The sequence below is a fragment of the Pseudomonas sp. OTU5201 genome (assembly GCF_038440135.1).
GTDB classification, from domain to species: domain Bacteria; phylum Pseudomonadota; class Gammaproteobacteria; order Pseudomonadales; family Pseudomonadaceae; genus Metapseudomonas; species Metapseudomonas resinovorans.
The window spans coordinates 46482-71763 of the sequence record NZ_JASATC010000028.1; the positions used below are offsets into that span (position 1 = coordinate 46482).

Here is a 25282-nt window from a genome sequence, read left to right on the forward strand (position 1 = left end):
CACCACAAGGGCTGTACATTGCCTAGGAGCTGTTATACTCGGCGCTCCGTCAGGCATACGCCCGGACGCTGAGCCATCCCTTCGGCCAGCAGGACCGGTCGGGACCGCGCGCCATCGCCGCGATTCTAGCCAGACACGATCACCCTATTGGGCCAGCCCCTTAGAACTACACAGGATTTCCCATGTCCTTTGCTTCCCTCGGTCTCTCCGAGGCATTGGTCGGCGCCGTCGAAGCTGCCGGCTACGCCCAGCCCACCCCCGTGCAACAGCGGGCCATTCCCGCCGTGTTGCAAGGCCGCGACCTGATGGTTGCTGCCCAGACTGGTACCGGCAAGACTGCCGGTTTCGCATTGCCCGTTCTGGAACTGCTGTTCCCCAACGGTCACCACGACAAATCCCAGCGCCACGGCGCGCGCCAGGCGCGCGTACTGGTACTGGCCCCCACCCGCGAACTGGCGGCCCAGGTACACGACAGCTTCAAGCTTTACGCCCGTGACCTGAGCCTGACCAGCGCCTGCATCTTCGGCGGTGTCGGCATGAATCCCCAGGTGCAGGCCCTGTCCAAGGGCGTGGACCTGCTGGTGGCCTGTCCCGGCCGCCTGCTCGACCTGGCCGGACAGGGCAAAGTCGATCTCTCCCACGTGGAAATCCTCGTGCTCGACGAAGCCGACCGGATGCTCGACATGGGCTTCATCCACGATGTGAAGAAGGTCCTTGCCAAGCTGCCGCCCAAGCGCCAGAACCTGCTGTTCTCGGCGACCTTCTCGAAAGACATCGTAGACCTGGCCAACAAGCTGCTGCATGACCCCGAACGCATCGAGGTGACCCCGCCGAACACCACGGTGGAGCGCATCGAGCAGCGCGTGTTCCATCTCCCCGCCAGCCACAAGCGCGCCTTGCTGGCGCACCTGATCACGGTCGGCGCCTGGGAGCAGGTACTGGTCTTCACCCGTACCAAGCACGGCGCCAACCGGCTCGCCGAGTACCTCACCAAGCACGGCCTGGCCGCTGCCGCGATTCACGGCAACAAGAGCCAGAACGCGCGCACCAAGGCCCTGGCAGACTTCAAGGCCAACGACGTACGCATCCTGGTCGCCACTGATATCGCCGCCCGCGGCCTGGACATCGACCAGTTGCCCCATGTGGTCAACTTCGAGCTGCCTAACGTCGAAGAAGACTACGTGCACCGTATCGGTCGTACCGGCCGTGCCGGCCGTAGCGGTGAAGCCATCTCCCTGGTAGCGCCGGATGAAGAGAAACTGCTGAAGGCCATCGAGCGCCTGACCAAGCAGAAGATCCCGGACGGCGACACCCAGGGCTTCGACCCGGCGACAGTCGAGGCCGAACGCCCCGAAGCGCGCCCATCGCGCCCCGAACGCCAGCCGCGCGCCGACAAGCCCAAGCGCGAAGGCAAGGCACCGGCACACCAGGCGGCCGGTGAGTCCAAGGACGCCACCGGCGAAAGTGCCGAAGGCAAGGAGCGCAAGAGTCGCAATCGCCGCCGTGGCAAGGGTAAGGGCCAAGGCCAGGAGCAGGGCCAGCAAGGCCAGCAAGGCCAGCAAGGCCAACAGGCTGCCGGCCAACGACAGCCCCAGGCCCAGCAACCCAAGCAGGCACGTCCGCAGCAGTCCAACGCAGATCGCGATCCGGAAGAGTTCCTCGATGACGAGGTGGACAACTTCGGGAACCGCGTCGACTACGTCAGCCCCTACCCACCCAAGGGCCAGAACCAGGGCCGCAATCAGCGCCGTGGCGGTCAGGGCCAAGGCCAGGCACCGCGTCCGCAGGGCCAAGGGCAGGGTCAGGGTCGCAGTGGCGGCGGCGGTCAAAGCCGTAGCCAAGGCAGCAACCCGGCTCCGCGTCAGGGTGGTGGTGGCCAGAAGCAGGGCCAGAAACAAGGTCAGCAGCGCCAGGGCAAGCCCGCCAAAGGCCGTGGCAACGGCCCGCGCCGTGGCGACGATCAACTGGTGTCCCGTGGTCGCGACGAGCCGGCCGTGCAGGACCCACGGGCCAACAAGCCGGCACCGAAGATCATCATGAAAGAGTCCCGCACCGACCGTTTCCCAACGCCGGAGCAACTGGACGAACTGCAACAGAGCAACCGCCCGCGCGGCGAGAAGCCGGCACTGCTGACCCGCAATCGCTGAGTTTCAGCTGCTCATGAGAACGCCGGCCCAGTGCCGGCGTTTTCGTTGGTGCCCGCCGGGTTTCGCGAATGGGCTCGCGCCTTCCCCGTGGATGGGCCGCTCGTTGGGCTCCAAATCGGGAGTGGCTGATTGACAGAAAGCAAAACGCCGGCTGAAGCCGGCGTTTTGCTGTAACGGGAACGCGCTTAGGAGCGAACACCTTCGAAGGAGATGATCAGCTCGGCTTCCTGGGAGGCCGGGCCGAGGTCCTTCTGGATCGCGAAGTCCTTCAGCTTGATAGTGGTCGAACCTTCGAAGCCGGCGCGGTAGCCGCCCCACGGGTCGTCGCCCTGGCCAACGAACTTGGCCTTGATGACGACCGGCTTGGTCACACCGTTGAGGGTCAGGTTGCCGGTTACGTCGGCAGTGCCCTGGCCAGTGGATTTGACCGCGGTGGACTCGAAGGTGGCGGTGGGGTTCTTGCTGACGTTCAGGAAGTCACCGCTCTTGATGTGCTTGTCACGCTCGGCGTGGTTGGTATCAACGCTGGCGGTCTTCAAGGTGACCTTGATCTTGCTGGCCTCAGGGTTCTTCTCGTCGAAGCTGAACGTACCGTCGAAATCCTTGAAAGTACCGTAGATGTAGCTGTAGCCCAGGTGACCGATCTTGAAGTTGACGAAGGCGTGCTGGCCTTCCTTGTCGATCACGTAGTCAGCGGCCATGGCTTGGCCAGCGAACAGTGCGGCACCAAGAGTGAGCGCAGCGAAGGTTTTCTTCAGCATCGGTGAATCTCCTTATTGAGAGGTTGCAGCGTTATTTGGCGGCGCGGCCGAGCATGCGGGTCAGGGTCGCGTCGCGATCGATGAAATGGTGCTTGAGGGCGGCCAGAGCATGGACGCCCGCGAAGATCAGCAGGCCCCAGGCGAGGTACTCGTGTATGGCGCCGGCAACATCCTCCTGATCGGGGATGCTGGTAAGGGTGGCCGGAACCTCGAACAGGCCGAACACGGCAATGCCGCGGCCCTCTGCGGTGGAAATCAGGTAACCGGAAATCATCAGGGCGAAGAGACCGAGATAAAGCACCAGGTGACCGACCTTGGAGCCCAGGCGGGTCATTGGCCCGTGGTTGGGCAGCGCCGGCGGCGGCGGGCTGATGAAGCGCCAGGCCATGCGCGCCAGCATCACCAGGAAGAGCAGGATACCGACGCCCTTGTGAATGTCCGGGGCGGTCTTGTACCAGCTGCTGTAGTAGTTCAGACCGACCATCCACAGGCCCAGGGCGAACAGGCCGACGAAGACGATGGCCACCCCCCAGTGCAGAAGAATGCTGACCAGGCCGAAGCGGGACGGGGAATTACGCCATTGCATGAAATGAATCCTTGGAAACACAGGCTGGGTAAACGCAATTGATAAAGCCTAGCGGCTAATCTATCGAATTAAAGCGGAAAATTTTGCTTTGAAATATCGAGCAATACGATCTTTATAACGAACGCATCTTTGCGGAATTGTGTCGAGGGAACTGGCTGAAAGTTCGTCAGCCGCAGCCGAACGGCGCGGCGGAAGGGATCGGCGGCGGAAGACCCGCCGCCGGAGGTGCAACTCAATCGAACAGGCGGGAGAAGAAGCCCTGCGTCTCTACCTTGGCAGCCGCCTTGGGCGTCGCTACCGGCTTGGCAACGGCCTCGACCGGACCCACCACCTTGCCGGCCTTGAGGTCGGCCACCTGGATGGCGGCGCGCTGGCCGCTGCGCAGGGCGCCTTCGAGGGTGCCCGGATACAGGGCATCGGTATGCTCGCCAGCAAACACCACGCGGCCCAAGGGCTGCTCCCACATGCGCCAGTAGAGGCTGATTTCGCCTGGGCCATAGGCCAGGTAGGCGCCACCGGCCAACGCGTCCTTGCCGTAGCGACGCACTTCGAAGCCCTTGAACTGTTCGCGGGCACCCGGGAAGTGCTTGTCGAAGCGGATCAGCACCTGATCGACCATCTGCCGGTCGCCGAAGGCTTGCATGAGTCGGGCATTGTCGCCGGACAGGTTGATCAGCAGGTTGGCACCGCCCTTGAGGGCCGGCTCGACCCAGAGCATGCCCAATCCCTGGTCGCTGTAGACCTCGCCAGAAAGCCGGCTCTTGCCCCAGACCGGTTTCTTGAACTGCAGCAGCATCTGGTCGCGCCAGCCGTAGTTGATGTCCTTCAGCGCGCGCAGCTGCAGGGCCGAGAGAGACGGCGTCATGCTGATCCTGCCCAGTGCCGGCAGAGGCACGGCGAGCACCGCGTAATCGGCGTGGTAGCCGGCGCCGCCAACTTTCACGGTGACGCCGTCCTTCTCCTGCACGATGGCCGAGACCCGGGCGTTGGTCTTGATGGTCTTGATCTGCTTGGCCATGGCCTGGGCCAGGCCCTGGCTGCCGCCGGGCAGGCGCGCGGCGCGCATCTCGGTATCCGGTAGGCCGCGATAGACGCGGGCCTGCTGGGCCAGGTAGAGCAGCGACAGGCGCGAGGGTTCGTCATAACGGGAGCGAATGCGCTGATCCACCAGCGCCCTGGCAGTTGGCGGCAGGCCCAGTTTTTCCAGCCAGCGGGCGACGCTGACGGAATCGAGGGTTTGCAGGGTGTGATTGGCCAGCGGCTTCATCGGATCGTCGATGGAGGCGGCCAGGTCGTCCAGGCTCTTGTCGAAGCGCTTCAGGCCTTCGGCGGTGCTGGGGGCTTCCTTGAGCAGGTCGGCCTCGGAGTAGTAACGGCCGTTCACCAGGTAGCCTGGATTGCGCACGTAATCCGGTGCGGGCACGGCCTTCAGCTTGAACTGGTCCAGGTAGCGATAGAGGCTCGGCTGCAACTTGGCGCTGCCGACCCACTCGCTGGCCGCCAGGCCCGAGCGACCACCGATGCTGGGCTTGGCCTCCAGAACGGTGACCTGCCAGCCCTTCTGCTGCAGCTCGTAGGCCGAGGTCAGGCCCGCCATGCCACCGCCGATGACGATGGCCGTCGGCTGCTTGTCCTTGGCCAGCGCCGTCGCGCTGAGCCCTCCCACGATGATCAGCGCCAAGGCGCGCCAGGCTGCAGGCATGAAGATTCCCCCGGTGAAACACCGTTACTCGAAATTGGCGCGCAGGATACGCCAGCCCCAACGGCCGGGCCAGACGTGCCTTCCGGGTGGCTGGGTGCGTCCTGCTTGTCCGGGCCAGCCTCATTGCATAGGCTTCGCCGATCGCTACAGGAGAACGACTCATGGGCCTCAACGCCGACTGGATGCAACGCGACCTCGCCGTGCTCTGGCACCCCTGCACCCAGATGAAAGATCACGAGCGCCTGCCGGTGGTACCGATCCGCCGCGGCGAAGGCGTCTGGCTGGAGGACTTCGAAGGCAAGCGCTACCTGGACGCCGTCAGTTCCTGGTGGGTCAATGTCTTCGGCCACGCCAACCCGCGCATCAACCAGCGCATCAAGGACCAGGTGGACCAATTGGAGCATGTGATCCTCGCCGGCTTCAGCCACCAGCCGGTGGTGGAGCTGTCCGAGCGACTGGTGAAGATCACGCCCAAGGGCCTGGACCGGGTGTTCTATGCCGACAATGGCTCTTCCGGCATCGAAGTGGCCCTGAAGATGAGCTACCACTTCTGGCGCAACCAGGGGCTTGAGCGCAAGAAGCGCTTCGTCACCCTGACCAACAGCTACCACGGCGAAACCGTGGCGGCGATGTCGGTGGGCGACGTGGCGCTGTTCACGGAGACCTACAAGTCGCTGCTGCTGGACACCCTTAAGGTGCCTAGCCCCGACTGCTATCTGCGGCCGGAGGGCATGTGCTGGGAAGAACACTCCCGTGCCATGTTCGCCCATATGGAGCGCACTCTGGCCGAACACCATGAAGAAGTCGCGGCGGTGATCGTCGAGCCACTGATCCAGGGCGCCGGCGGCATGCGCATGTACCACCCGGTGTACCTCAAGCTGCTGCGCGACGCGTGCGACCGCTACGGCGTGCACCTGATCCACGACGAGATCGCCGTCGGCTTTGGCCGCACCGGCACCCTGTTCGCCTGCGAGCAGGCCGGTATCGCGCCGGACTTCCTGGTGCTGTCCAAGGCGCTGACCGGTGGCTACCTGCCCATGGCCGCCGTGCTCACATCCGAAGCCGTCTACCAGGGCTTCTACGACGACTACCAGACCCTGCGCGCCTTCCTCCATTCCCACACCTACACCGGCAATCCGCTGGCCTGTGCAGCCGCCCTGGCGACGCTGGATATCTTCGAGCAGGATCAGGTGATCGAGGCCAACCGAAAACTGGCCATGCGCATGGCCACCTCCACCGCGCACCTGGCGGCCCACCCGCACGTGGCCGAAGTGCGTCAGACCGGCATGGTGCTGGCCATCGAAATGGTCCAGGACAAAGCCAGCAAGGCGCCCTATCCCTGGCAGGAGCGTCGCGGTCTGAAGGTCTTCCAGCACGCCCTGGAACGCGGCGCCCTGCTGCGTCCCCTGGGCAACGTGGTGTACTTCCTGCCGCCCTACGTGATCACGGAGGAGCAGATCGACTTTCTCGCCGAAGTGGCCAGTGAAGGCATCGACATCGCCACCCGCGAGTCGGTGAGCGTGCAAGTTGCCGCCGACCTCCACCCGAACCATCGCGATCCGGGCTGACGGGTAACACGGACGGCGCGCCAGGCCTTAAACTGCGCGCCTGTCCTCCCTTTGCCCGAACGCCCATGCGCCTCTCCCGCTTCTTCATCGACGCCCCACTCGCCCTCGGCCAACACGACCTGCCCGAAGCCCAGGCCCACTACATCGGCCGCGTGCTGCGGCTTGCCTGCGGTGACCCCGTTCAGCTGTTCGACGGCTCCGGCCAGGAATACCTGGGTGAGCTGGTCGAGGTCGGCAAGAAGACGGTGCGGGTAGAGCTACGCGAAGCCTTTACCGGCATGCCCGAATCGCCACTACGGGTGCATCTGGGCCAAGGCCTGTCGCGCGGCGAGCGCATGGACTGGGCGATCCAGAAGGCCACCGAACTCGGTGTCGCTCAGATCAGCCCCATCGTCAGCGAGCGCTGCGAAGTGCGCCTGAAAGACGAACGCGCCGACAAGCGCCTGGCGCACTGGCGCCAGGTGGCTATCAGCGCCTGTGAACAGTGCGGCCGCTCGGTACTGCCGGTGATCCATTCACCAGTCACACTGGCCGATTGGCAGCGCGACGTGCAGTCGGATCTCAAGCTGGTCCTGCATCCGGTGGCCGAGCCCCTGGCCGGCCATGCCAGGCCGGGCAGCCTGGCCTTCCTGATCGGCCCAGAGGGCGGATTGTCCGAGGCCGAAGTGGAGGCCGCGAAGGCGGCGGGCTTCCACGCAGCTCGCCTGGGGCCACGGGTGCTGCGCACCGAAACGGCACCAGTGGTGGCGCTCAGCGTGGCGCAGCAACTCTGGGGTGATTTCTAGATGTACTGGCGTAGGTTGGTCTGAGCTACGCGAAGCCCAACGAGCGGAATACCGGAGAAAGGTTGGGCCTCGTTACACTCGGACCAACCTACGGCATTCAGCCCCTCTGAATCAGATCAAACCGGCATCGGCCAGCATCTGCTCCAGCCCTGCCAGGTCCGGAATCTTCGCTACATCGGTGCCGAGCTGCACCGCATCCAGCTCCAGCGCAGCTAGCGGCGCGTTGGCGCGGCGCAGGTCTTCCTCCAGCTTCAGCGAGCGGGGAATGCCTTGCAGCAGCAGGGCGATGAATTTCACATGGGGGCGTCCGCCCAGCGCGTTGAGCACCGCTACCCGGGCACCTGAACCGACCTTCGGCTCACCGCCGGCGGCCGCCTCGAAGGACAACAGAGGCAGGCGCAGGTCGCGCCACGCCACCTGGCCCAGTAGCCAAGCCGGCAGTCCCGGCGTCGCCTGGGGCGCGCGATAGGGAATGAGCTCGGCCAGTGCCACGTTGGGCACCAGCAGGGTACGGTCGGACAGGGGCAGCAGAAGCCCGGTAAGGCTGGCAGAGCTGTTCTGGGTGGTAACGGCTTGGCTCATGAGAATTCCTGGGTTAGCTGCACTGCGCGGCGAGATGTTCGACCAGCTTGGCGGCCAGCTCGCGGGGGTCGCCGCCGAAGCTGCTATAGCCGCCTTCACGCAGGCTGTCGGGCATGCTTGAACAGGCGCAGGTCTCGGCACTCTGGGTCCAGATCAACCCGCCCTGACGGCGCAGGTAGGCGGCTGCGGCGCTGCCATCGCTGCCCATGCCGCTGAATGAGATCACGCCGCACTGGGCGCCGAAATGCTGGGCCAGGTTGAGCATGGCCTGGTCGATGGAAGGGCTGTAGGGTTCCGGCCAGGGTCGTTCGCCCATCTGCATGCGGCCGTCGTCGGAGAAATTCAGTTCACGGCTGATGGGCACGACCACCACTTCTCCGCAGCGCACGGCATCACCGTGGCGAGCCTGGTTGACGTGCCACTGGCTATGGCGGCCCACGGCCTGGGGCAGCGCGCCTTCGAAACTGGGGTCTATGTGCTGGGCGTAAAGAAAGCCGATGGGTAGGCCGCCGGGCAAGGCATCGAGAAACGCCTTGACCGCCGCCGGCCCCCCCAAGGAGGCAGCCAGCAGCCAGACCTGGCGCGCGGGCTCGCCCGCCACCAGCGGGGTATCGGCGAGCGCCTTGGGCAGTTCCAGGCGAGTCGGGCGCTGGGCCTCGGCCAGCAGGGATTCCAGGCTCGGCCCCACGGCCACCGCCGGATCGCCCACCAGCTTTTTCAGCTTGCCGAACAAACGCCGTTCCCAACGCGGGTAATGCTCTGAATGGCGCTCAGGGGCATGGCCTTCGCCGAACAGCACGGGAGAACTGGCGTGCTCCAGCAGGCTGTCCACCAGAGGCGAATCCTCGGAAAGGGCCAGGTCCACCAGCCAGAGATCCGCCTCGCAGGCACTCAGCGCCGCTTCGTCCAGCCGGGCCGGATCGCTGTTGAGCACGACCTGGTAGCCGTTGCCGGTCAGGGCCTGCTGCAACACATGACGCTGCAGCGAGGTGTCGGCGAGCACGGCAATGCGTGCGGATGTTTTCTCTGTCATGTCCGTTTGACCAGATGCTGGATGGTTTCGAGCAGCAGAGACTCCTGGTAGGGCTTGCCCAGGTAATCATTGACGCCGATGGCCATGGCGCGCTCGCGGTGTTTCTCACCGGTACGTGAGGTGATCATGATGATCGGCAGGTCTTTCAGGCGCTCGTCGTGGCGGATCAGGGTCGCCACCTCGAAGCCGTCCATGCGTGGCATTTCGATATCCAGGAGCATGATGTCCGGCCGCTGCTCCTGCAGCAGGCCGATGGCATCGACCCCATCCTTGGCGGTGAGCACGTTCATGCCGTTGCGCTCCAGCAGACGGCTGGTGACCTTGCGTACGGTCACCGAATCGTCCACGACCATCACCAGCGGCGGACGCTCCACGTCCAGGTCTGCCGGCAGCAGGTTGGCGCTGGCCGAACGCAGTTGCGGCTGTACCAGGTGCGCGTGGCGCGAGCGAATGGTCGCCAGCAGGTCGAGAATCACCACCACGCGTCCATCACCGAGGATGGTGGCGCCGGAGATGCCGTGGACTCCCGCGAACTGCGGGCCAAGGCTCTTCACCACGATCTCGCGGGAGCCGACCAGGGCATCCACCTGCACAGCGACGGCGTGCTCGCTGGAGCGCACCAGGATCACCGGCAGCGGCAGGCTCTGGCCCACCAGTTTGGGGTGCTGGCCGTTGTCCAGCAGATCGCCCAGGTACTTCAACTCGTAGTTCTGGCCGGCGTACTCGAAACGCGGTGCATCGGGCTGGTAGTAGGTCTCCAGCTCGTAAGGGGAGACCCGCACGATGCCTTCGATGGTGTTCAGCGGAATGGCATACAGGTCTTCGCCAGAAAGCACCATCAGCGCACGGTTCACCGACACGGTAAACGGCAGGCGGATGAGGAAACGACTGCCCTCGCCAGGGGTGGAGTCGATGCTCATGGTGCCGCCGAGTTGCTTCACCTCGGAGTGCACCACATCCATGCCAACGCCCCGGCCGGAAATCTGCGTGACCTTGTCGGCAGTGGAGAAGCCCGGTTCGAGGATGAACTGCAGAACCTCGTAGTCCGAAAGGTCGGACTCGGCATCCATCATGCCGCGCTCGATGGCCTTGCGGCGCACTGCTTCGAGCTTGATACCGGCGCCGTCGTCAGCCAGGGTCAGGACGATGTCGCCACCCTCGCGGCCAAGGTTCAGGCGAATGGTGCCGCTTTCCGGCTTGCCGGTGGCGCGACGTGCCTCGGGAACCTCAATGCCGTGGTCGACGGCATTGCGCAGCATGTGCTCCAGCGGCGCCACCATGCGCTCGAGCACGGTGCGGTCCATCTCGCCCTCGGCGTTGCCGACGACGAATTCCACGTGTTTGTCGAGCTCGCTGGCCACTTGCCGAACGATACGGCGCAGACGCGGCACCAGGCGGTCGAAGGGCACCATGCGGGTACGCATCAGGCCTTCCTGCAGCTCGGTATTCACCCGTGCCTGCTGGAGCAGCAGGGTTTCCGCGTCACGGTTCTTCGCCGCCAGGGTTTCCTTGAGGTCGAGCAAGTCGGATGCGGACTCGAACAGCGCACGCGACAGCTGCTGCAGCTGCGAGTGACGGTCCATTTCCAGCGGGTCGAAGTCCTCGTAGCCGGCGCGCTCCGCCTCGGCCTGATAACGGCTGAGGATTTGCGCCTGGGTCTCGGTGTCGAGACGGCGCAGTTGGTCACGCACCCGCTCGATGGTCGCTTCCATCTCGCTCAGAGTGAAGCTGAAGTCACTGACCTGCTGCTCGACCCGGCCGCGGAAGATGGAGGTTTCACCGGCCAGGTTGACCAGCCCCTCCAACAACTCCGCCGGCACCTTCACCAGCTCCTGGGGCGCACGACGAGCAGCGGCGTCCTGGGCGGCTTCCCGGGCTCGGCGGACGAAGGGCAGGACGCGCTCTTCATTGACAACCTGCGCAAGAACACTGGCCGCGACGATTGGGCTTGCCAACTGTGGCGCTTCTGTTTGGGTCAGCGCCTGGGGCGACGTCGGCAGGTCTTCGGCCAGGCTCTGGTCGAGCTGCTGACGCAGTTCATCCAATTCAGCCTGCAAGCCTTCGTAGCCGGATTGCACGTCAAGGAACAGGCTTTCCGGCCAGGGCGCCCCCTGCTGCTGCGCCTCGATCAGGTGGTGTTCCAGGTCGTGGGCCAGGTCGCCCAGGCGCTTCTGCCCGGCCAGTCGCGCGCCGCCCTTGAGCGTGTGCAGCACGCGTAGCAGCTCATCGATCTGGGCACCGTCCTCGCGTGCCTCTTCCCAGCGGCCAATGGCAGTTTCCATGGCCTCCAGCAGGTCGTCTGCCTCTTCCAGGAAGATATCGAGGATGTCCGCCTCAGCCGCAGCATCAAGGTTGTCCTCGACCGCCGGCTGCAGGTGCACAGCGCTGGGCATACTCAGCTGCTCGCTGGGATTGGCGCGCCAGCGCTGGATGGCTTCGATCAGTGCCTGGCCGTCCGGCAATGGGCGACGCGCACGCACCGCGTCGAGCATTTCGCTCAGGCGGTCCTGACAAGCCTGCAGCAGGTTGAACAGCGTCGGACTGGCACGCAGACGGCCGCCACAGAGGCCTTCGTAGAGGAATTCCAGCTCATGGGCGAGGTCGCCGATGGGACCGATTTCGGCCATCCGGGCACCGCCCTTCAGGGTGTGCAGGTCCCGTTGCAGGGCTTCTATCTCGAGACTGTTGTCTGGGTCATCGATCCAGCGCTGCAGGGCGGCACCGGCGCTGTCGAGGATGTCGAAGCCTTCCTCGAGGAATATCTCCACCAGCTCCGGGTCCTGGTCGCTGTTGAAGACCAGAGTCTCGGGCAGCGGTGCAGGCTCGGTCACTGGCTGTTCGTCAGTACGGACATCCAGCAGCTCGGCCACGGACAACTCGGTGAGGCGTTCCGTGGCGACGTCGTCCGTCGCCTCTTCCATCTCGTCATTGGCTGCGTCGAAGGGCTCGCACAGCTCGACAGTGTCATCGTCCCCGGTCTCTTCGTCGTCGAATGCATCGAACGTGGGCAGTGGCTGCACCACGGCGGCCGAAAGGCTCTGCGCGCCGCCCTGACGGAAGCCGCGAATGTCCTGGATAAGCTGCAACGGATCAGTCAGGGATCGGCGCGCCTGCAGTTGCTCCAGCAACGAGGCGAGGCAGTCATGGCTATGCTGCAGCAGGCCGGCGAGGCGCGGCGAGTGGCTGTAGCGGCGATCTACCAGACCTTCGTAAAGCGACTCCAGCTCGTGGGCGAGGTCGCCGATTGGACGGATCTCGGCCATGCGCGCACCGCCCTTGAGGGTGTGCAGGTCACGTTGCAGGGCCAGCAGCGCCGGGTTGTTTTCCGGCTCGCCGAGCCAGCGTTCCAAGGCCTTGCCGGCGCTGTCGAGAATATCCACCGCCTCTTCGAGGAAGATGGACACCATCTCCTCGTCCAGGGCAGCAGGTACTTCGTCCAGCCGCTCGGTCTCGGAGGTTTCATCCGGGTCGAAGGACGCCAGTTCGGGCAGCGCCACGTCCTGCAGCGCCAGGGGTTCTTCCACCCGATCCGGCAGCAGCGGGCGGCTTTCGGCGTGTGGCCAGTCCGCCTCCAGTTCCTCGATTTCGAGGTCAGGGATACCGAGTTCCAGCAGCGACAGAGCCAGCGGGTCGACGACTTCCTGCAGCAGGTTGCGCAGGGCCTGGGCACGCTCGGGCTGGGGGGTCACTTCGAGGGCTGCCGCCACCTGATCCATCATGCCGATCAGGGCTTCATGGGCTGCCTCGGCTTCGCTGAAGAAGCGTTCACTGACCGGCAGACTGCCTTCGTCCACAGCGCCATAGACATCCAGCAGCGCTTCGCAAAGCTCTTCGATCTGCGGCAGTTCGGCCATCTCGGCACCACGGCCGAGGGTAGTCAACTCTTCCAGCAACGCCCCCAGTTCCTGACGCTCGGACGGGTGCTCACGCCAGCGGCGCAGCAGGTCCTCGGCGTCCAGCAGGATATCCATGCCTTCGGCGAGGAAGAGGGAAATCATCTGCGGGTCGCGAGCCTCGCCCTTGTCGTCGCGGCGCGCAGCATTGGCGGCGTCCAGGCGGTCCTGATGCAGTCGCTGGATGCGCTCCAGCAACGCCCCGGCCCCCGGGATCGAGGCCAGCGGCACGCTGTCCAGCTGATCGACGCCCTTGCGCAGCAGGTTCAGTGCCTCGCGCAGCAGCTCGGCCTCTGAGAGGTCGATGCGGAGCAGGTTGGTCTTGTACTCCTTGGCCAGCCTCTCCAGAGGCGTGGCGATTTCGGCGATCGGCAGGATGCCGGCCATATGCGCGCTGCCCTTGAGGGTGTGCAAGGCGCGCTGGAGGTCATCGTTGACCGACTGGGGCAGCTCCTGGTCGCAGGCCTGGACGAAACCGGCGAGGGTTTCCAAGTGTAGCTCCGCCTCGTTGCGGAAGATTTCCAGCAGTTGCGGGTCCAGGGCCTCGCCGGATTCCGTGATGACAGGAGCATGCGGCTCGCCCGCGGGCTCGATGGCCTGCTCTGAACCCGGGGCTTCAGATTTTGGGAGGATCTGCCCCTTCGCCAGGGCATGGGCCGTGGCGGCCAGTTGGTCGACGTCGTCGCGCTGGCGCTGGGCCTTGGCGGCGTACTCCTCGACCAGGGCAGGCAGCAGGTCAACCACGTCCTGGACCACCTGATGCACGGGCTCGTCGGCCTCGATGCTACGGTCCAGCACGCGGTTCAGCAGGTTTTCCACCGACCAGGACAGCTCGCCGATGATCAACGCTCGCACCATGCGGCCACTGCCCTTGAGGGTATGGAACGCGCGACGCACTTCGCCCAGGGCATCGCGGTCGTTGCTGTCGGCATGCCAGCGCGGCAGGTAGTCGGCCAGGGTTTCCAGCACTTCACCGGCTTCTTCGATGAAGACTTCCTGCAGCTCGTCATCCACCGGTTCTTCGTCGGTGGGCGGCGGCAGCAGACTCGGCGGAACGTCGCGCGCCGGCGGATTGAAGGCCGGCACCGGAGCCGCCATGACCTCGGCCAGGGACAGCGGTCGCTCTGCGGCAGGTTCCACTACCGCTTCTTCCAGCGGTGCGCTGGGCAGGTCGACTTCCGGCAAACCGAGTTCGGCGAGGGCGGCCTCGTCCCACTCCAGGGGGGCTGGCAGGTCTTCAAGGTTCAGGGCTTCCAGCTCGACCAACGGCTCGGCGGCGGGCAGGCTGTCCAGCTCATCCAGATCAAGGCTGGGCAGTGCATCGAAGGCGTCCAGCGACAGTTCGAGGGCAGGCTGGTCGCCCGGCAGCGCAGGCGGCAGCTCTTCCAGATCGGCCAGATCGAAGCTCGGTAGCGGTTGTCCCTCGCCGAACTCCAGCGGCGTATCCAGGCTGAATTCGAGCAGTTCGTCCTCAGCCCCGGCTACTTCGGTCGCGCTCGGCAGGCTGTCCAGCTCATCCAGATCGAGGCTGGGCAGGGTTTCACCTTCTATCGGCAGCGGCGGTTCCAGCTCGGGTTCCAGGGTGGCGACGGCGTCGGGCTGGAACGGGGTTTCCAGGCTGAGATCGATGGTTTCGGTAGCGGGTTCAGCTTCGAGCGCTTCCAGGCTCCAGGTCTCGTCGGCAACCAGCAACTCGCTCTCTGCAGCCGCTGCGGGCTCCAGCGGTGCATCCAGGCTGAAGTCGATGCTTGCGCCAGCCGGTTCAACGTCCAGCTCGCCCAGGCTCCAGTTGTCATCGGCAACCAGCAACTCGATCTCGGCAGCCGGTGCAGCAGCAACGGTAGACACCTCCAGAGGTGCGTCCAGGCTGAGGTCGATGCTTTCGGCAGCCGGTTCGGCGTCGGACTCGCCCAGGCTCCAGTTGTCGTCAGAAACCAGCAGCTCGCCCTCGGCCGCAGGCGCCTCGGGGGCTGCGGCCAAGTCCAGCGGAGCATCCAGGTCGAAGTCGAGGCTTCCGGCGACCGGCTCGAAGGGCAGCGCCTCGGGCATGACGGCTTCCGGCTCGTCTTCCGGATCTAGGTGCTGGTGCAACTCCGACTCTTCAGCGGCCAGTACTTCGATTTCCTGTACCGGGTCAGCCAGGGGCGCCGGGGCTTCCTTCTCTTCCACGCGGTCGAGGATGGAGGGCTTTTCCTTGAGCGGATAACCCAGGGTGTCCAGGCTTTCCTCGGCCACGTCGAGAATCATGTCGCCCTGGGCGGCGTGGTCTTCGGACAGTCGTTCGAGGTAGTACTCGACGCTGGTGATAGCGTCGGCCAGGGTGTCCAGGCTCTGCCAATTGGGCACAGCCTTGCGTGCCAGCAGCTGTTCCTGGATGTAGCGGTTGCACGCTTCCAGCAGGGCGGCAGCGCGCGGCAGCGGGATCATCGCCAAGCCGCCTCGGGCCTGGGTCAGCAGCTCCGGCACACGGGCCAGGTGCTCGTGGTTCCACTGCGAAGCGATGAACTCGATGATGGAGTCCTTGGCCTGTTCCAGACCATTGCGCGCCTCTTTGATCACCAGTTGGTGGATCTGCGCCACGTCGGTGGTGGGCAGGTGGCTTTCTTCCGCCGCCCCCTCTTCCGCCGGTCCGACCATGCCGGCCAGGGTGGCTTCGACGTAGAGCAGTGCACCCGCGACATCCATCAGCACCGCGTCGCTGGGCTCGCGCTGACCAAGGGAGAGTCCGTGGATCACGTCGATCTGGTCGAGAATGACTTTGCGCGGCTGGCCAAAGCCCAGTACCGCCAGGGTGTCGGCAATTTGCTTGAGCGGAGGCAGCAGGGAATCCAGTTCGGCGACGCCGCTGCGGTCGCTGCGCACGAAGAGGTCGAGGCTGTCCTTGATCCGTACCAGTTCCTCGCAGAGGGCGGTGACCACCGAACGCATGGCGTCGCGGTCAGGACCGGCGAGGCGGGCACGCTCCTCATCCACCACGGCGGTATCCGGCAGGGCTTCGTCGAGGCGATAGCGCTCCTTGAGAGCGCGGATACGCGGCGACTGGGCCGGGGCCTTGGCCACGTAGAACAGCAGGTTTTTCACCAGCTCTTCCGGTGCAGCCTGGTTGAAACCATCGGCACCCTGCTCAAGCAGGCGCTTGAGTTCCTTGTCCACTTGGCGCAGCAGGTTGCGCACCGAGGAACCGTTGACCACGGAACCGTTGGCAAGCCCCTCCACCAGGCCGGAGGCGATCTGCCAGAGAGGACCGAGCGGCGCGTCCTGACAAAGGGACTCGAGGCGGGCGAAGACGCGCGCCATGTAGCCGAGATTGGCGGCCAGGTCCTGGTTGCGGATCACGCCCACCAGGGCGGTCTGCAGCATTTGCCGCAGCTTGCGCAACAGCACCGGCAGTTCGGCCGTGCGCATGCGCGCCAGGGTGTCCATGGACAGCGCCGGCAGCACGCTGGACAGGTCCGGGGCGAACAGGCTCGTCTCGGACAGCAGGTTGTCGCCACGGGCGGCACGCAGGTCATTGAGCAGCGGCAGCAGGACCATCGGCAGGTCGCGTCGGGCGCTCTGGATGCGGTCCAGGTACGGCGGTAGTTGCAGGATGGCCTGCATCAGTACTTCCAGCGCCTCGCCGCGGTTGGCCGTGCGGCCTTCCATCAGCGCCTGGGCCAATCGTTCCATTTCCTCGGCGAGCAGGGCCGCGCCGTAGAACTCGACCATCTGCAGCGTGCCCTGGACCTGATGGATATAGGTCAGGCAGAAACGCATGCGCGTCGGGTCCTGCGGGTTCTCGACAAAGGCCTCCAGGGCCTGCCGAGCCTGCTTCAGGGTTTCCGCGATCTCGCCCTTTACCCACTCGAGGGCGACGTAGTCGTGCCGATCAGTCATAGCCGTCTGCTATCCCTTCCGGGTGAATGCCAGAACCTGTTCATTGGGCACCGGCTCAAGGTCCGGATGCTGCCAACCCACCACTTCCCCCACGCCCAGCACCATCAGTCCCCCTGGAGCCAGGCGTTCGGCCAGGCGATTGAGGATTTCCCGGCGGCGCCAGCGGCGGAAGTAGATCAACAGGTTCTGACAGAAAATTACGTCCATGCCGGACATTGGCGCCTTGGCCAGTTCCAGCACATTGAGCCGTGCACAGCACACCCGTGCGGCGAGGCTCGGCACTATCTTGTAACGGCCATCGTCCTGGGCCTCGAAGTAGCGCTCGGCGAGCGCCGCGTCGAGTTGTTCCAGGCGTCGGGCGCCATACAGGCCCTCGCGGGCCTTGGCCAGGGCGCTTAGGCTGATGTCGGTACCGGTCACGCCGAAATGCGCCGGCTGTTCGGTACCGCTGAGAGCCTCGGCCGCCACCATGGCCAGGGAATAGGGTTCTTCACCGCTGGAGCAACCCACGCTCCAGATTTCCAAAGGGCGCTCCAGGCCCCGCTCGACGCGCTCGCACAGGTAATCGGCGAGCAGTTCGAAGGAAGCCGGGTGCCTGAAGAAACGGGTTTCCTGCACCGTCAGGCGATCCAGCAGGGTCGACCACTCCACCGCTCCTCGCGGCCCATCGGTGACCTGGCGGTAGTAGCTGGCGTAGTCCTGCACGCCCAGTTCGCGCATACGTGCACTGAGGTTGGTCTGGAGGAACGAGCGGCGCTGGTCGTTGACCACCACGCCGGTACGTTCCTCGAGCAGCTTCTGCCAGTCCTGGAATTCCGCTGTCGTCATGTCGGCCAGGGGTTTCAAGGCCCAGACACCGCCTGGCTGCATGCTGTCGTGCCCTTGATTCATGGCCGTCGTGCCGCGACCTCAGGCCGCGGCGCCTCCCCTGGTCAGGCTATGTCCTGAGTTTCCGGCAGCTTGAAGCCGGAAACCGACTTGCGCATCTCGCTGGCCATCTTCGCCAGGTTGCCGATGCTCTTCGCGGTGGCAGTGGTACCTGCGGAGGTCTGCGAGGTGATCTCCTGGATCACGTTCATGGTGTTGGAGATATGGCCAGCGGAGGACGCTTGCTGACGAGCGGCGTTGGAGATGTTCTGGATGAGCGCCGCGAGGGTCTTGGATACCTTCTCGATCTCTTCCAGCGCCACACCGGCGTCCTGGGCCAGACGGGCACCGCGGACCACTTCGGAGGTGGTCTGCTCCATGGAGATCACCGCCTCGTTGGTGTCGGTCTGAATGGTCTTCACCAGGGCCTCGATCTGCTTGGTCGCCGCAGAGGAACGTTCCGCGAGGCGCTGTACTTCGTCCGCTACCACGGCGAAGCCACGGCCCGCATCACCGGCCATGGACGCCTGGATCGCGGCATTCAGGGCGAGGATGTTGGTCTGGTCGGCGATGTCGTTGATCAGGCTGACGATGTCACCGATCTCCTGGGACGATTCACCGAGGCGTTTGATCCGCTTCGAGGTGTCCTGGATCTGCTCACGGATGTTGTCCATGCCGGTGATGGTGTTGTGCACCACCTCGTTGCCCTTGTTGGCGATGGCTACGGAACGTTCCGCTACCGCCGAAGATTCAGAGGCGTTCGCCGATACCTGGTCAATGGACACGGCCATTTCGTTGATCGCGGCAGAGGCGCCGGCGATTTCCTGGGCCTGGTGCTCGGAAGCCTCGGCCAGATGCATGGCAGTGGCCTGGGTTTCCTGGGCGGCGGCGGCCACCTGCACGGCAGTCAGGTTGATGGTTTCCACCAGCTCGCGGAGCTGGTCGATGGAGTAGTTGATGGAGTCGGCGATCGCACCGGTGAAATCCTCGGTCACGGTCGCGGCCACGGTCAGGTCACCGTCGGCAAGGTCGGCAATTTCGTCCAGCAGACGCAGAATCGCCGCCTGGTTACGTTCGTTCTTCGCAGCGGTTTCGGCCAGTCGGCTGCGGGTGCTTTGCACCATCACAAGGCCGATCAGGATGACCGCGCCAAGGGCCAGGGCACCCAGCACGTAGCCAGCCAGGGTGTTCAGGCCACGGCCACCTGCCAGGTTCTCGAAGCCGGTGGTCAGGGCGGAGGCCTTGTCCAGCAGGGTCTGGGAGCCGGAGAAGATGGTGTTGGCGGATTCACGCACCTGGAAGAGTTCGGGCGAGGTTTCGAGGATTTCGTCCACGGAGCCGGACACGAACTCGAAGAGTTCGGAAATCTCCTGCAGACGCTCCAGGGCCTCGGTGTTGGTGACCTGGGAGATCTCCATCGCCGCGTTGCCTTCGAGCATGGCATTGAGCACGCGGCCGAACAGGCTGGCGTCACGGCCGAACATGTCGGCGGCCTGGACGGAGTCTTCGTCACCAGCCAGCACCTTGTTCACCGAGCCGAGGATACGTTCGGCCAGCAGCGACTGGCGCTGGGCTACCGATACCTGGCTGGCGGGTGCGCCGCTCTCGAGGAGGATGTCCACGACTTCCTCGTACTCGACCTGCAGCTGCGGGATGGTTTCGGCCAGGGTGGCGGCTACCTGGTGGAGCGAGAGTACGGTCTGCTCGCTGGCGAGGATGGCGTCAGCGTTCTTGCGCAGGCTGTCCCAGTCCTTCTGTACGACATCCATTTCGCCCTTCACGGCGGCAGGCGCGGCCGGAAGGCCGGTGGCGGCGTCGCCTTTCAGCAGGAAGTTCCAGCGCTTCTCGAAGTCGTTACGCGCGTCCTTCAGCAGGGCGAAGGCTTCAGCCTTGCCCGCCGCGGCCTCGCTGGAGTTCTTGGCGATACGCTGGGACAGCACGCGCAGTTCACCTGCGTGGCTGATGTATTCCTTGTCGTAGTTCGCCTGGGTGTTGAGGTACGCGAAGTTCGCGAACAGCAGCACGATGGCGATGATCAGGACTACGAAGAGTCCGGCGATCAGCGACGTGCTACGCACCCCGGAAAAAAGATTGCCTGCATTTAGTCTTTTCATTATCGGGCCCCCGCCTGGACCAACCACTCTATTCCCATGTAACGCCAAAGGGCCGGCAAAGCCGGCCCAACCTTGAAGCCAGGGTCCCGGAAGCTCTAACCCGGGACCGGTACGGGACGCCAGGCGCCCCGCGTACAACCTAGATCGCTACCTCGAGGAACGCCTGGTGCTGTGCAAGCGCGTGCGGGCTGAACACCAACCAGGGCTGCTCGCGATGGAAAACACCATGGATGAAGGGCTGGATGCTGGCCTCCAGCAGGGGCAACTCCTCGCTGAAGGCATCCACCAGGAAGTGCTGCATGCCGAAGACTTCGTCGACGATCAGCCCGGCAAAGATTTCCTGGTGGTCCACCACCAGCACCCGGCGTTGCTTGCGCAGGGGCGACAGGTCGCCACCGAAGAAGCCGCACAGGTCCATCACCGGCAACAGACGTCCGCGCACGTTGGCGACGCCCTTGACCCAGGTCTTCACACCGGGAAGCAACGTGTGGCGCGGCTCGTGCAGCACTTCGCTGACCTCGCCCATAGGTGCCACGAACAGGCGTTCCCCCATGCGGAAGCCGATACCGCTCCAGCTCTGCACCACCTGTTGTTGCGCAGGCAAGCCCGCCGCCAGCGCGCGACAGCGCTGGTCGATCTCGTAGAGGAGCTGGAAGGGAGTCTGCGAATCCGACATGGCGACCGGCCTTGGCCTGTTTCTAATAGTTATGGTTCGGGGTCCGGCGCGACAATCAGCCGGCCAGTACCGCGTTCAGCGTCTTGATCAGCGTGTCTTCTTCGATCGGTTTGGTCAGATAGTCACGCGCGCCCTGGCGCTTGCCCCAGACCTTGTCGGTTTCCTGGTCCTTGGTGGTAACGATAACCACCGGGATATGGCTGGTTTCGGCGTCCTTGGTCAGTTGACGGGTTGCCTGGAAACCATTGAGGCCGGGCATCACGATGTCCATCAGGACGGCATCCGGCTTCTCCTGGCGGGCCAGGGCCACGCCATCAGCGCCATTCTCGGCCTTGAGTACCTGATGGCCATGCTTCTCGAGCATGGCGGTCAGCTTGTACATCTCGGTCGGCGAGTCATCAACAATCAGAATACGAGCCATGGTGTTCCCCATATGGAAAGGCTTCACCGGCCATCAGGCCGGACTTCAGGAGGCTTGCTCCACCGGGGTGAAATCGGGGACGTGAGTCTTGATCGCGCCGAGCAGCTCTTCCTTGCTGAAAGGCTTGGTGAGGTACTGATCGGAACCGACGATGCGACCCTTGGCCTTGTCGAACAGGCCGTCCTTGGAAGACAGCATGATCACCGGGGTGGACTTGAAAGCACTGTTGTTCTTGATCAGGGCGCAGGTTTGATAACCGTCCAGGCGAGGCATCATGATGTCGACGAAGATGATGTTCGGGTGGGAATCGGCGATCTTGGCCAGGGCGTCGAAACCATCAACTGCAGTGATGACCTCACACCCCACTTTCTTGAGCAGTGTCTCGGCGGTACGACGAATCGTTTTCGAATCGTCGATCACCATGACCTTCAAACCCTCGGAATGCTGTTCCATGTTCGCCCTACCATCGCCTCGGTGAGTCGTTATTCTGCTTTATATATGTGCCTGAGGCCCTACAACCGACGGGCTGCGACCCAATCGTCGGGCCTTTTTAGCACAGTCTCCAGACGCAAGCTACACGGCCCCCGCATCTGCGATTCTTCCCCTTTGGGGGAAGGATTTTTCCTTGACCGCAATCAATGCCGGCGCCACCCTGAGCGCCTTATCCAACCGGCCCGCCAGCTGTGGCGCGCCCCTTGAAACCTGTTGCGGAGAACCCCCATGAGCGTTCGCCTCGGGATCGTCATGGACCCCATTGCGCAAATCTCCTTCAAGAAGGACAGCTCCCTGGCCATGCTGCTGGCCGCCCAGGAACGCGGCTGGTCGCTGTTCTACATGGAACAGCAGGACCTATACCAGAAAAACGGTGAAGCTCGCGCGCGCACGCGCCCCCTGAAGGTTTTCCTCGATCCTGCACACTGGTTCGAGCTGGAGGCCGAGGCCGATATCCCGCTGGCTGAACTGGACGTGATCCTGATGCGCAAGGACCCGCCTTTCGACAACGAGTTCGTCTACTCCACCTACCTGCTGGAACAAGCCGAACGGGACGGTGTGCTGGTAGTCAATCGCCCGCAGAGCCTTCGTGACTGCAACGAGAAGTTCTTCGCCACCCTTTTCCCCGAGTGCACACCGCCGACCGTAGTCAGCCGACGAGCGGACATTCTGCGCGAGTTTGCCGAAGAACAGCGTGACATCATTCTCAAACCCCTTGATGGCATGGGTGGTTCCTCGATCTTCCGCCACCGTGCCGGCGACCCCAATCTCTCGGTGATCCTTGAGACCCTGACTGCCCACGGCAGTCAACAGATCATGGCGCAGCGCTACCTGCCTGCGATCAAGGACGGCGACAAGCGCATCCTGATGATCGACGGCGAGCCGGTGCCCTACTGCCTGGCGCGCATCCCCGCCCAGGGCGAGACCCGCGGCAACCTGGCCGCCGGCGGCCGTGGCGAGGCCCGACCGCTGTCCGAGCGCGACCGCGAAATCGCCGCGATCGTCGGCCCGTCCCTGCGAGATAGAGGCCTGCTGTTCGTCGGACTGGACGTGATCGGCGACCACCTCACCGAGATCAATGTCACCAGCCCCACCTGCATCCGCGAGATCGACAAGGCCTATGACACGCGCATCGGCGAACGTTTGATGGATGCGATCGCCATCAAGCTCGAGGCGCGGAGTGCTTCATAGACTTTTATGCGCACGCTCGGCAGACTGCGCCGCTATCTGAAGCAAGCTGACTGGCGATGAACGCAGCCGTGAACACCCCGCCCCAACTGTCCGCCGGCGTCCGCCCGGCGGATCGGCTGGGCTTTACCCTGTTCCTCGCCGCCGTGCTGCACGTTGCGCTGATCCTCGGGGTCGGCTTCACCATTGGCGACCCGCAGCAGATCAGCAAGACCCTGGAAATCACCCTCGCCACCTTCAAGAGCGAGGCGAAGCCGAAAAACGCCGACTTCCTCGCCCAGGCCAACCAGCAGGGCAGTGGCACCCTGGAACACAAGGCCACGCCCAAGACCACCGAGCAGGCGCCCTTCCAGGACAAGGAAATCCGCAAGGCCACTCCGCCCGCCGCGCCGCCCCAGGCACCGAAGAAAGAAGCCCCCAAGGCCGCTGTGGCCACCAAAAGCCCACAGCCGCAAAAAACCACGATCAAGCGCGAACAGAGCAAGCCGCAACCCGAGACCACGCCCGCGCCGACCTTTGACAGCTCGCAGCTCTCCGCCGAAATCGCCAGCCTGGAAGCGGAATTGGACAAGGAGCGCCAGCTCTATGCCAAGCGCCCGCGCATACACCGCCTCAACGCGGCCTCGACCATGCGAGACAAAGGCGCCTGGTACAAAGAGGAGTGGCGCAAGAAGATCGAGCGCGTCGGCAACCTCAATTACCCGGATGAGGCCCGCCGCCAGCGCATCTACGGCAACCTGCGACTGCTGGTGTCGATCAACCGCGACGGCACCCTGTTCGAAGTCCAGGTACTGGAATCCTCCGGCCAGCAGGTACTGGACCAGGGCGCCATGCGCATCGTGCGCCTCGCGGCTCCCTTCGCACCCTTCACCGGCGACCTCGCGGACATCGACCGCCTGGAGATCATTCGCACCTGGCGCTTCGAGCGCGGCGACCGCCTGTCGAGCAATTGAGAGCGGCAACTCACAATCGGCTCTAGGCTTCAACCAAGGGGCACCGACTCAAGCCATCGCCTTGCCGCTTGAAGCCTGCCGTCTTAAGACTGAAACTAGCCGACATGAAAAGCGCACCGAGCTACCTCAAACACCACTTCCTGATCGCCATGCCGCACATGGCCGATCCGAACTTCGCCCAGACTGTCACCTACCTGGTGGAACACAACGAGCAGGGCGCCATGGGCCTGGTGATCAACCGCCCCAACGGCTTGAGCCTGAGCGACGTGCTCGAACAATTGCGGCCTGACTTCACCCCGCCGGCCCGGTGCCAGGGCCTGCCGATCTACTCCGGCGGCCCGGTGCAAACCGACCGCGGGTTCGTCCTGCACCCCAGCGGACATACGTTCCAGGCCACCCTGGAACTGGGCGAGCTGGCCCTGTCCACCTCCCAGGACGTGCTTTTCTCCATCGCCGATGGCGGCGGCCCGCAGAAGAGCCTGGTAGCCCTCGGGTATGCCGGTTGGGACGCTGGCCAGCTGGAAGCCGAGCTGAGCGAAAACGCCTGGCTGACCTGCCCTGCGGACATGGCCATCCTCTTCGACACACCGACCGAGCAGCGCCTTTCGGCCGCTGCGGCACGACTGGGCGTCAACCTCAGCCTGCTCACTGCCCAGGCCGGGCACGCTTGATGGCCGAGTCCAAGCCCCTGCGCCTGTTACTTGGCTTCGATTACGGCACCAGACAGATCGGCGTCGCCGTTGGCCAGGCGGTAACCGGCCAGGCTCGCGAGCTGAAAGTGCTGAAAGCACAAAACGGCGTGCCGGACTGGCAGCAGGTGGAAGCGCTGATTCGCGAATGGCAGCCCGACGCCATCGTCGTAGGCCTGCCGCTGAACATGGACGGCACCCCCAGCGAAATGAGTGCGCGCGCGGAGAAATTCGCCCGACGCCTGAACGGCCGTTTCAATCTGCCGGTATTCACCCACGATGAGCGCCTGACCACTTTCGAGGCCAAGGGCCAACGCCTGGCCCAGGGTCAGCGCGACGGCTACCGCGAGCGCCCGGTGGACGCCCTGGCCGCCGCGCTGCTGCTGGAAGGCTGGCTGGCCGAAAACTCCGCAACTTCTTAAGCGAGGACCGCCGATGACCCTGCCCAACCCCGCCGAACTGCTGCCGAGGATGGCCAGCGACCTGCAAACCCACCTCAAGTCCCGCAACATCGCCGAGCCGCGCTACATCGGCATCCGCACCGGCGGCGTATGGGTGGCACAGGCCCTGCTGGAGCAACTCGGCGAGTCGAGCTCCATGGGCACCCTGGATGTGTCTTTCTACCGCGACGACTTCACCCAGAACGGCCTGCACCCGCAGGTGCGCCCGTCCGAACTGCCCTTCGAGATCGAAGGCCAGCATCTGGTGCTGATCGACGACGTACTGATGAGTGGACGCACGGTGCGCGCAGCCCTCAATGAGCTCTTCGACTACGGCCGCCCGGCCAGCGTAACCCTGGTCTGCCTGCTCGACCTCAACGCCCGGGAGCTGCCGATCCGCCCGGACGTGGTTGGCGCAACCCTGTCCCTGGGCGCCACGGAACGGGTAAAATTGCTCGGCCCCGCGCCGCTCACCCTCGAGCGTCAGGACCTCGCTTCACCCGCCTGAC

18 protein-coding genes and 1 pseudogene are annotated in these 25282 nt (G+C 64.6%); 8 read left to right on the plus strand and 11 right to left on the minus strand.

Features of this window, described 5'->3' with window-relative positions:
• The first annotated feature begins 182 nt into the window (after positions 1-182).
• Positions 183-2147: a DEAD/DEAH box helicase gene (locus AAHM40_RS17835; protein WP_342245832.1), complete on the plus strand. Its 1965-nt coding sequence runs from the start codon at positions 183-185 to the stop codon at positions 2145-2147.
• Positions 2148-2332: 185 nt separating this feature from the next.
• Here the strand turns inward: AAHM40_RS17835 and AAHM40_RS17840 are convergent, their stop codons facing one another.
• The 3 genes and pseudogenes from AAHM40_RS17840 to AAHM40_RS17850 form a co-directional block, all read right to left on the minus strand.
• A complete protein-coding gene (locus AAHM40_RS17840) occupies positions 2333-2908 on the minus strand; it encodes a YceI family protein (RefSeq protein WP_028629563.1) in 576 nt (191 codons plus the stop codon).
• A 31-nt stretch (positions 2909-2939) separates the two neighbouring features.
• Positions 2940-3494 (minus strand): cytochrome b, encoded by a 555-nt coding sequence (locus AAHM40_RS17845; protein WP_342245833.1) that lies wholly within the window; start codon positions 3492-3494, stop codon positions 2940-2942.
• Between the two features lie 238 nt (positions 3495-3732).
• Positions 3733-5196 (minus strand): annotated as a pseudogene (locus tag AAHM40_RS17850) (flavin monoamine oxidase family protein); the annotation flags it as partial.
• 161 nt (positions 5197-5357) lie between these two features.
• Between AAHM40_RS17850 and AAHM40_RS17855 the strand changes: the two are divergent.
• Positions 5358-6764, plus strand: coding sequence for an adenosylmethionine--8-amino-7-oxononanoate transaminase (locus tag AAHM40_RS17855; protein WP_342245834.1), 1407 nt, complete (start codon positions 5358-5360; stop codon positions 6762-6764).
• Positions 6765-6829: 65 nt separating this feature from the next.
• Complete coding sequence (locus AAHM40_RS17860) at positions 6830-7549, plus strand: 16S rRNA (uracil(1498)-N(3))-methyltransferase (protein WP_342245835.1); 720 nt, start codon at positions 6830-6832, stop codon at positions 7547-7549.
• A 111-nt stretch (positions 7550-7660) separates the two neighbouring features.
• Here the strand turns inward: AAHM40_RS17860 and AAHM40_RS17865 are convergent, their stop codons facing one another.
• The 8 genes from AAHM40_RS17865 to pilG form a co-directional block, all read right to left on the minus strand.
• On the minus strand, positions 7661-8131 hold the full coding sequence (locus AAHM40_RS17865) for a chemotaxis protein CheW (RefSeq protein ID WP_342245836.1): 471 nt from the start codon (positions 8129-8131) through the stop codon (positions 7661-7663).
• A 13-nt stretch (positions 8132-8144) separates the two neighbouring features.
• The gene (locus AAHM40_RS17870; protein WP_342245837.1) at positions 8145-9164 is read right to left on the minus strand and encodes a chemotaxis protein CheB; all 1020 of its coding nucleotides are present in this window, start codon (positions 9162-9164) and stop codon (positions 8145-8147) included.
• Entirely contained in the window at positions 9161-16933 is a 7773-nt protein-coding gene (locus AAHM40_RS17875) for an Hpt domain-containing protein (RefSeq protein WP_342245838.1), read from the minus strand. The genes AAHM40_RS17870 and AAHM40_RS17875 overlap by 4 nt, the downstream gene beginning before the upstream one ends.
• A 9-nt stretch (positions 16934-16942) precedes the next feature.
• Positions 16943-17803: a protein-glutamate O-methyltransferase gene (locus tag AAHM40_RS17880; protein WP_342245857.1), complete on the minus strand. Its 861-nt coding sequence runs from the start codon at positions 17801-17803 to the stop codon at positions 16943-16945.
• 62 nt (positions 17804-17865) lie between these two features.
• Positions 17866-19914, minus strand: a complete 2049-nt coding sequence (locus AAHM40_RS17885; RefSeq protein ID WP_342245839.1) for a methyl-accepting chemotaxis protein — start codon at positions 19912-19914, stop codon at positions 17866-17868.
• 139 nt (positions 19915-20053) lie between these two features.
• Positions 20054-20590: a chemotaxis protein CheW gene (locus AAHM40_RS17890; RefSeq protein WP_342245840.1), complete on the minus strand. Its 537-nt coding sequence runs from the start codon at positions 20588-20590 to the stop codon at positions 20054-20056.
• 55 nt (positions 20591-20645) lie between these two features.
• On the minus strand, positions 20646-21011 hold the full coding sequence (gene pilH, locus AAHM40_RS17895) for a twitching motility response regulator PilH (RefSeq protein WP_028629552.1): 366 nt from the start codon (positions 21009-21011) through the stop codon (positions 20646-20648).
• A 45-nt stretch (positions 21012-21056) separates the two neighbouring features.
• Complete coding sequence (gene pilG / locus AAHM40_RS17900) at positions 21057-21464, minus strand: twitching motility response regulator PilG (RefSeq protein WP_003455569.1); 408 nt, start codon at positions 21462-21464, stop codon at positions 21057-21059.
• Positions 21465-21731: 267 nt separating this feature from the next.
• Between pilG and gshB the strand changes: the two genes are divergently transcribed.
• The 5 genes from gshB to pyrR all read left to right on the plus strand — a co-directional run bounded on the left by gshB (position 21732) and on the right by pyrR (position 25281).
• Positions 21732-22694: a glutathione synthase gene (gene gshB, locus AAHM40_RS17905; protein ID WP_342245841.1), complete on the plus strand. Its 963-nt coding sequence runs from the start codon at positions 21732-21734 to the stop codon at positions 22692-22694.
• 56 nt (positions 22695-22750) lie between these two features.
• Positions 22751-23644, plus strand: a complete 894-nt coding sequence (locus AAHM40_RS17910) for an energy transducer TonB (RefSeq protein WP_342245842.1) — start codon at positions 22751-22753, stop codon at positions 23642-23644.
• A gap of 104 nt (positions 23645-23748) precedes the next feature.
• Positions 23749-24315 carry a YqgE/AlgH family protein gene (locus AAHM40_RS17915; protein ID WP_342245843.1) on the plus strand — a complete coding sequence of 189 codons (567 nt, stop codon included), beginning with the start codon at positions 23749-23751 and terminating at the stop codon, positions 24313-24315.
• Complete coding sequence (gene ruvX / locus AAHM40_RS17920; RefSeq protein ID WP_137823117.1) at positions 24315-24755, plus strand: Holliday junction resolvase RuvX; 441 nt, start codon at positions 24315-24317, stop codon at positions 24753-24755. Before AAHM40_RS17915 ends, ruvX begins: the two co-directional genes overlap by 1 nt.
• A 13-nt stretch (positions 24756-24768) precedes the next feature.
• Positions 24769-25281 carry a bifunctional pyr operon transcriptional regulator/uracil phosphoribosyltransferase PyrR gene (pyrR, locus tag AAHM40_RS17925; RefSeq protein ID WP_342245844.1) on the plus strand — a complete coding sequence of 171 codons (513 nt, stop codon included), beginning with the start codon at positions 24769-24771 and terminating at the stop codon, positions 25279-25281.
• Position 25282 lies beyond the last annotated feature (1 nt).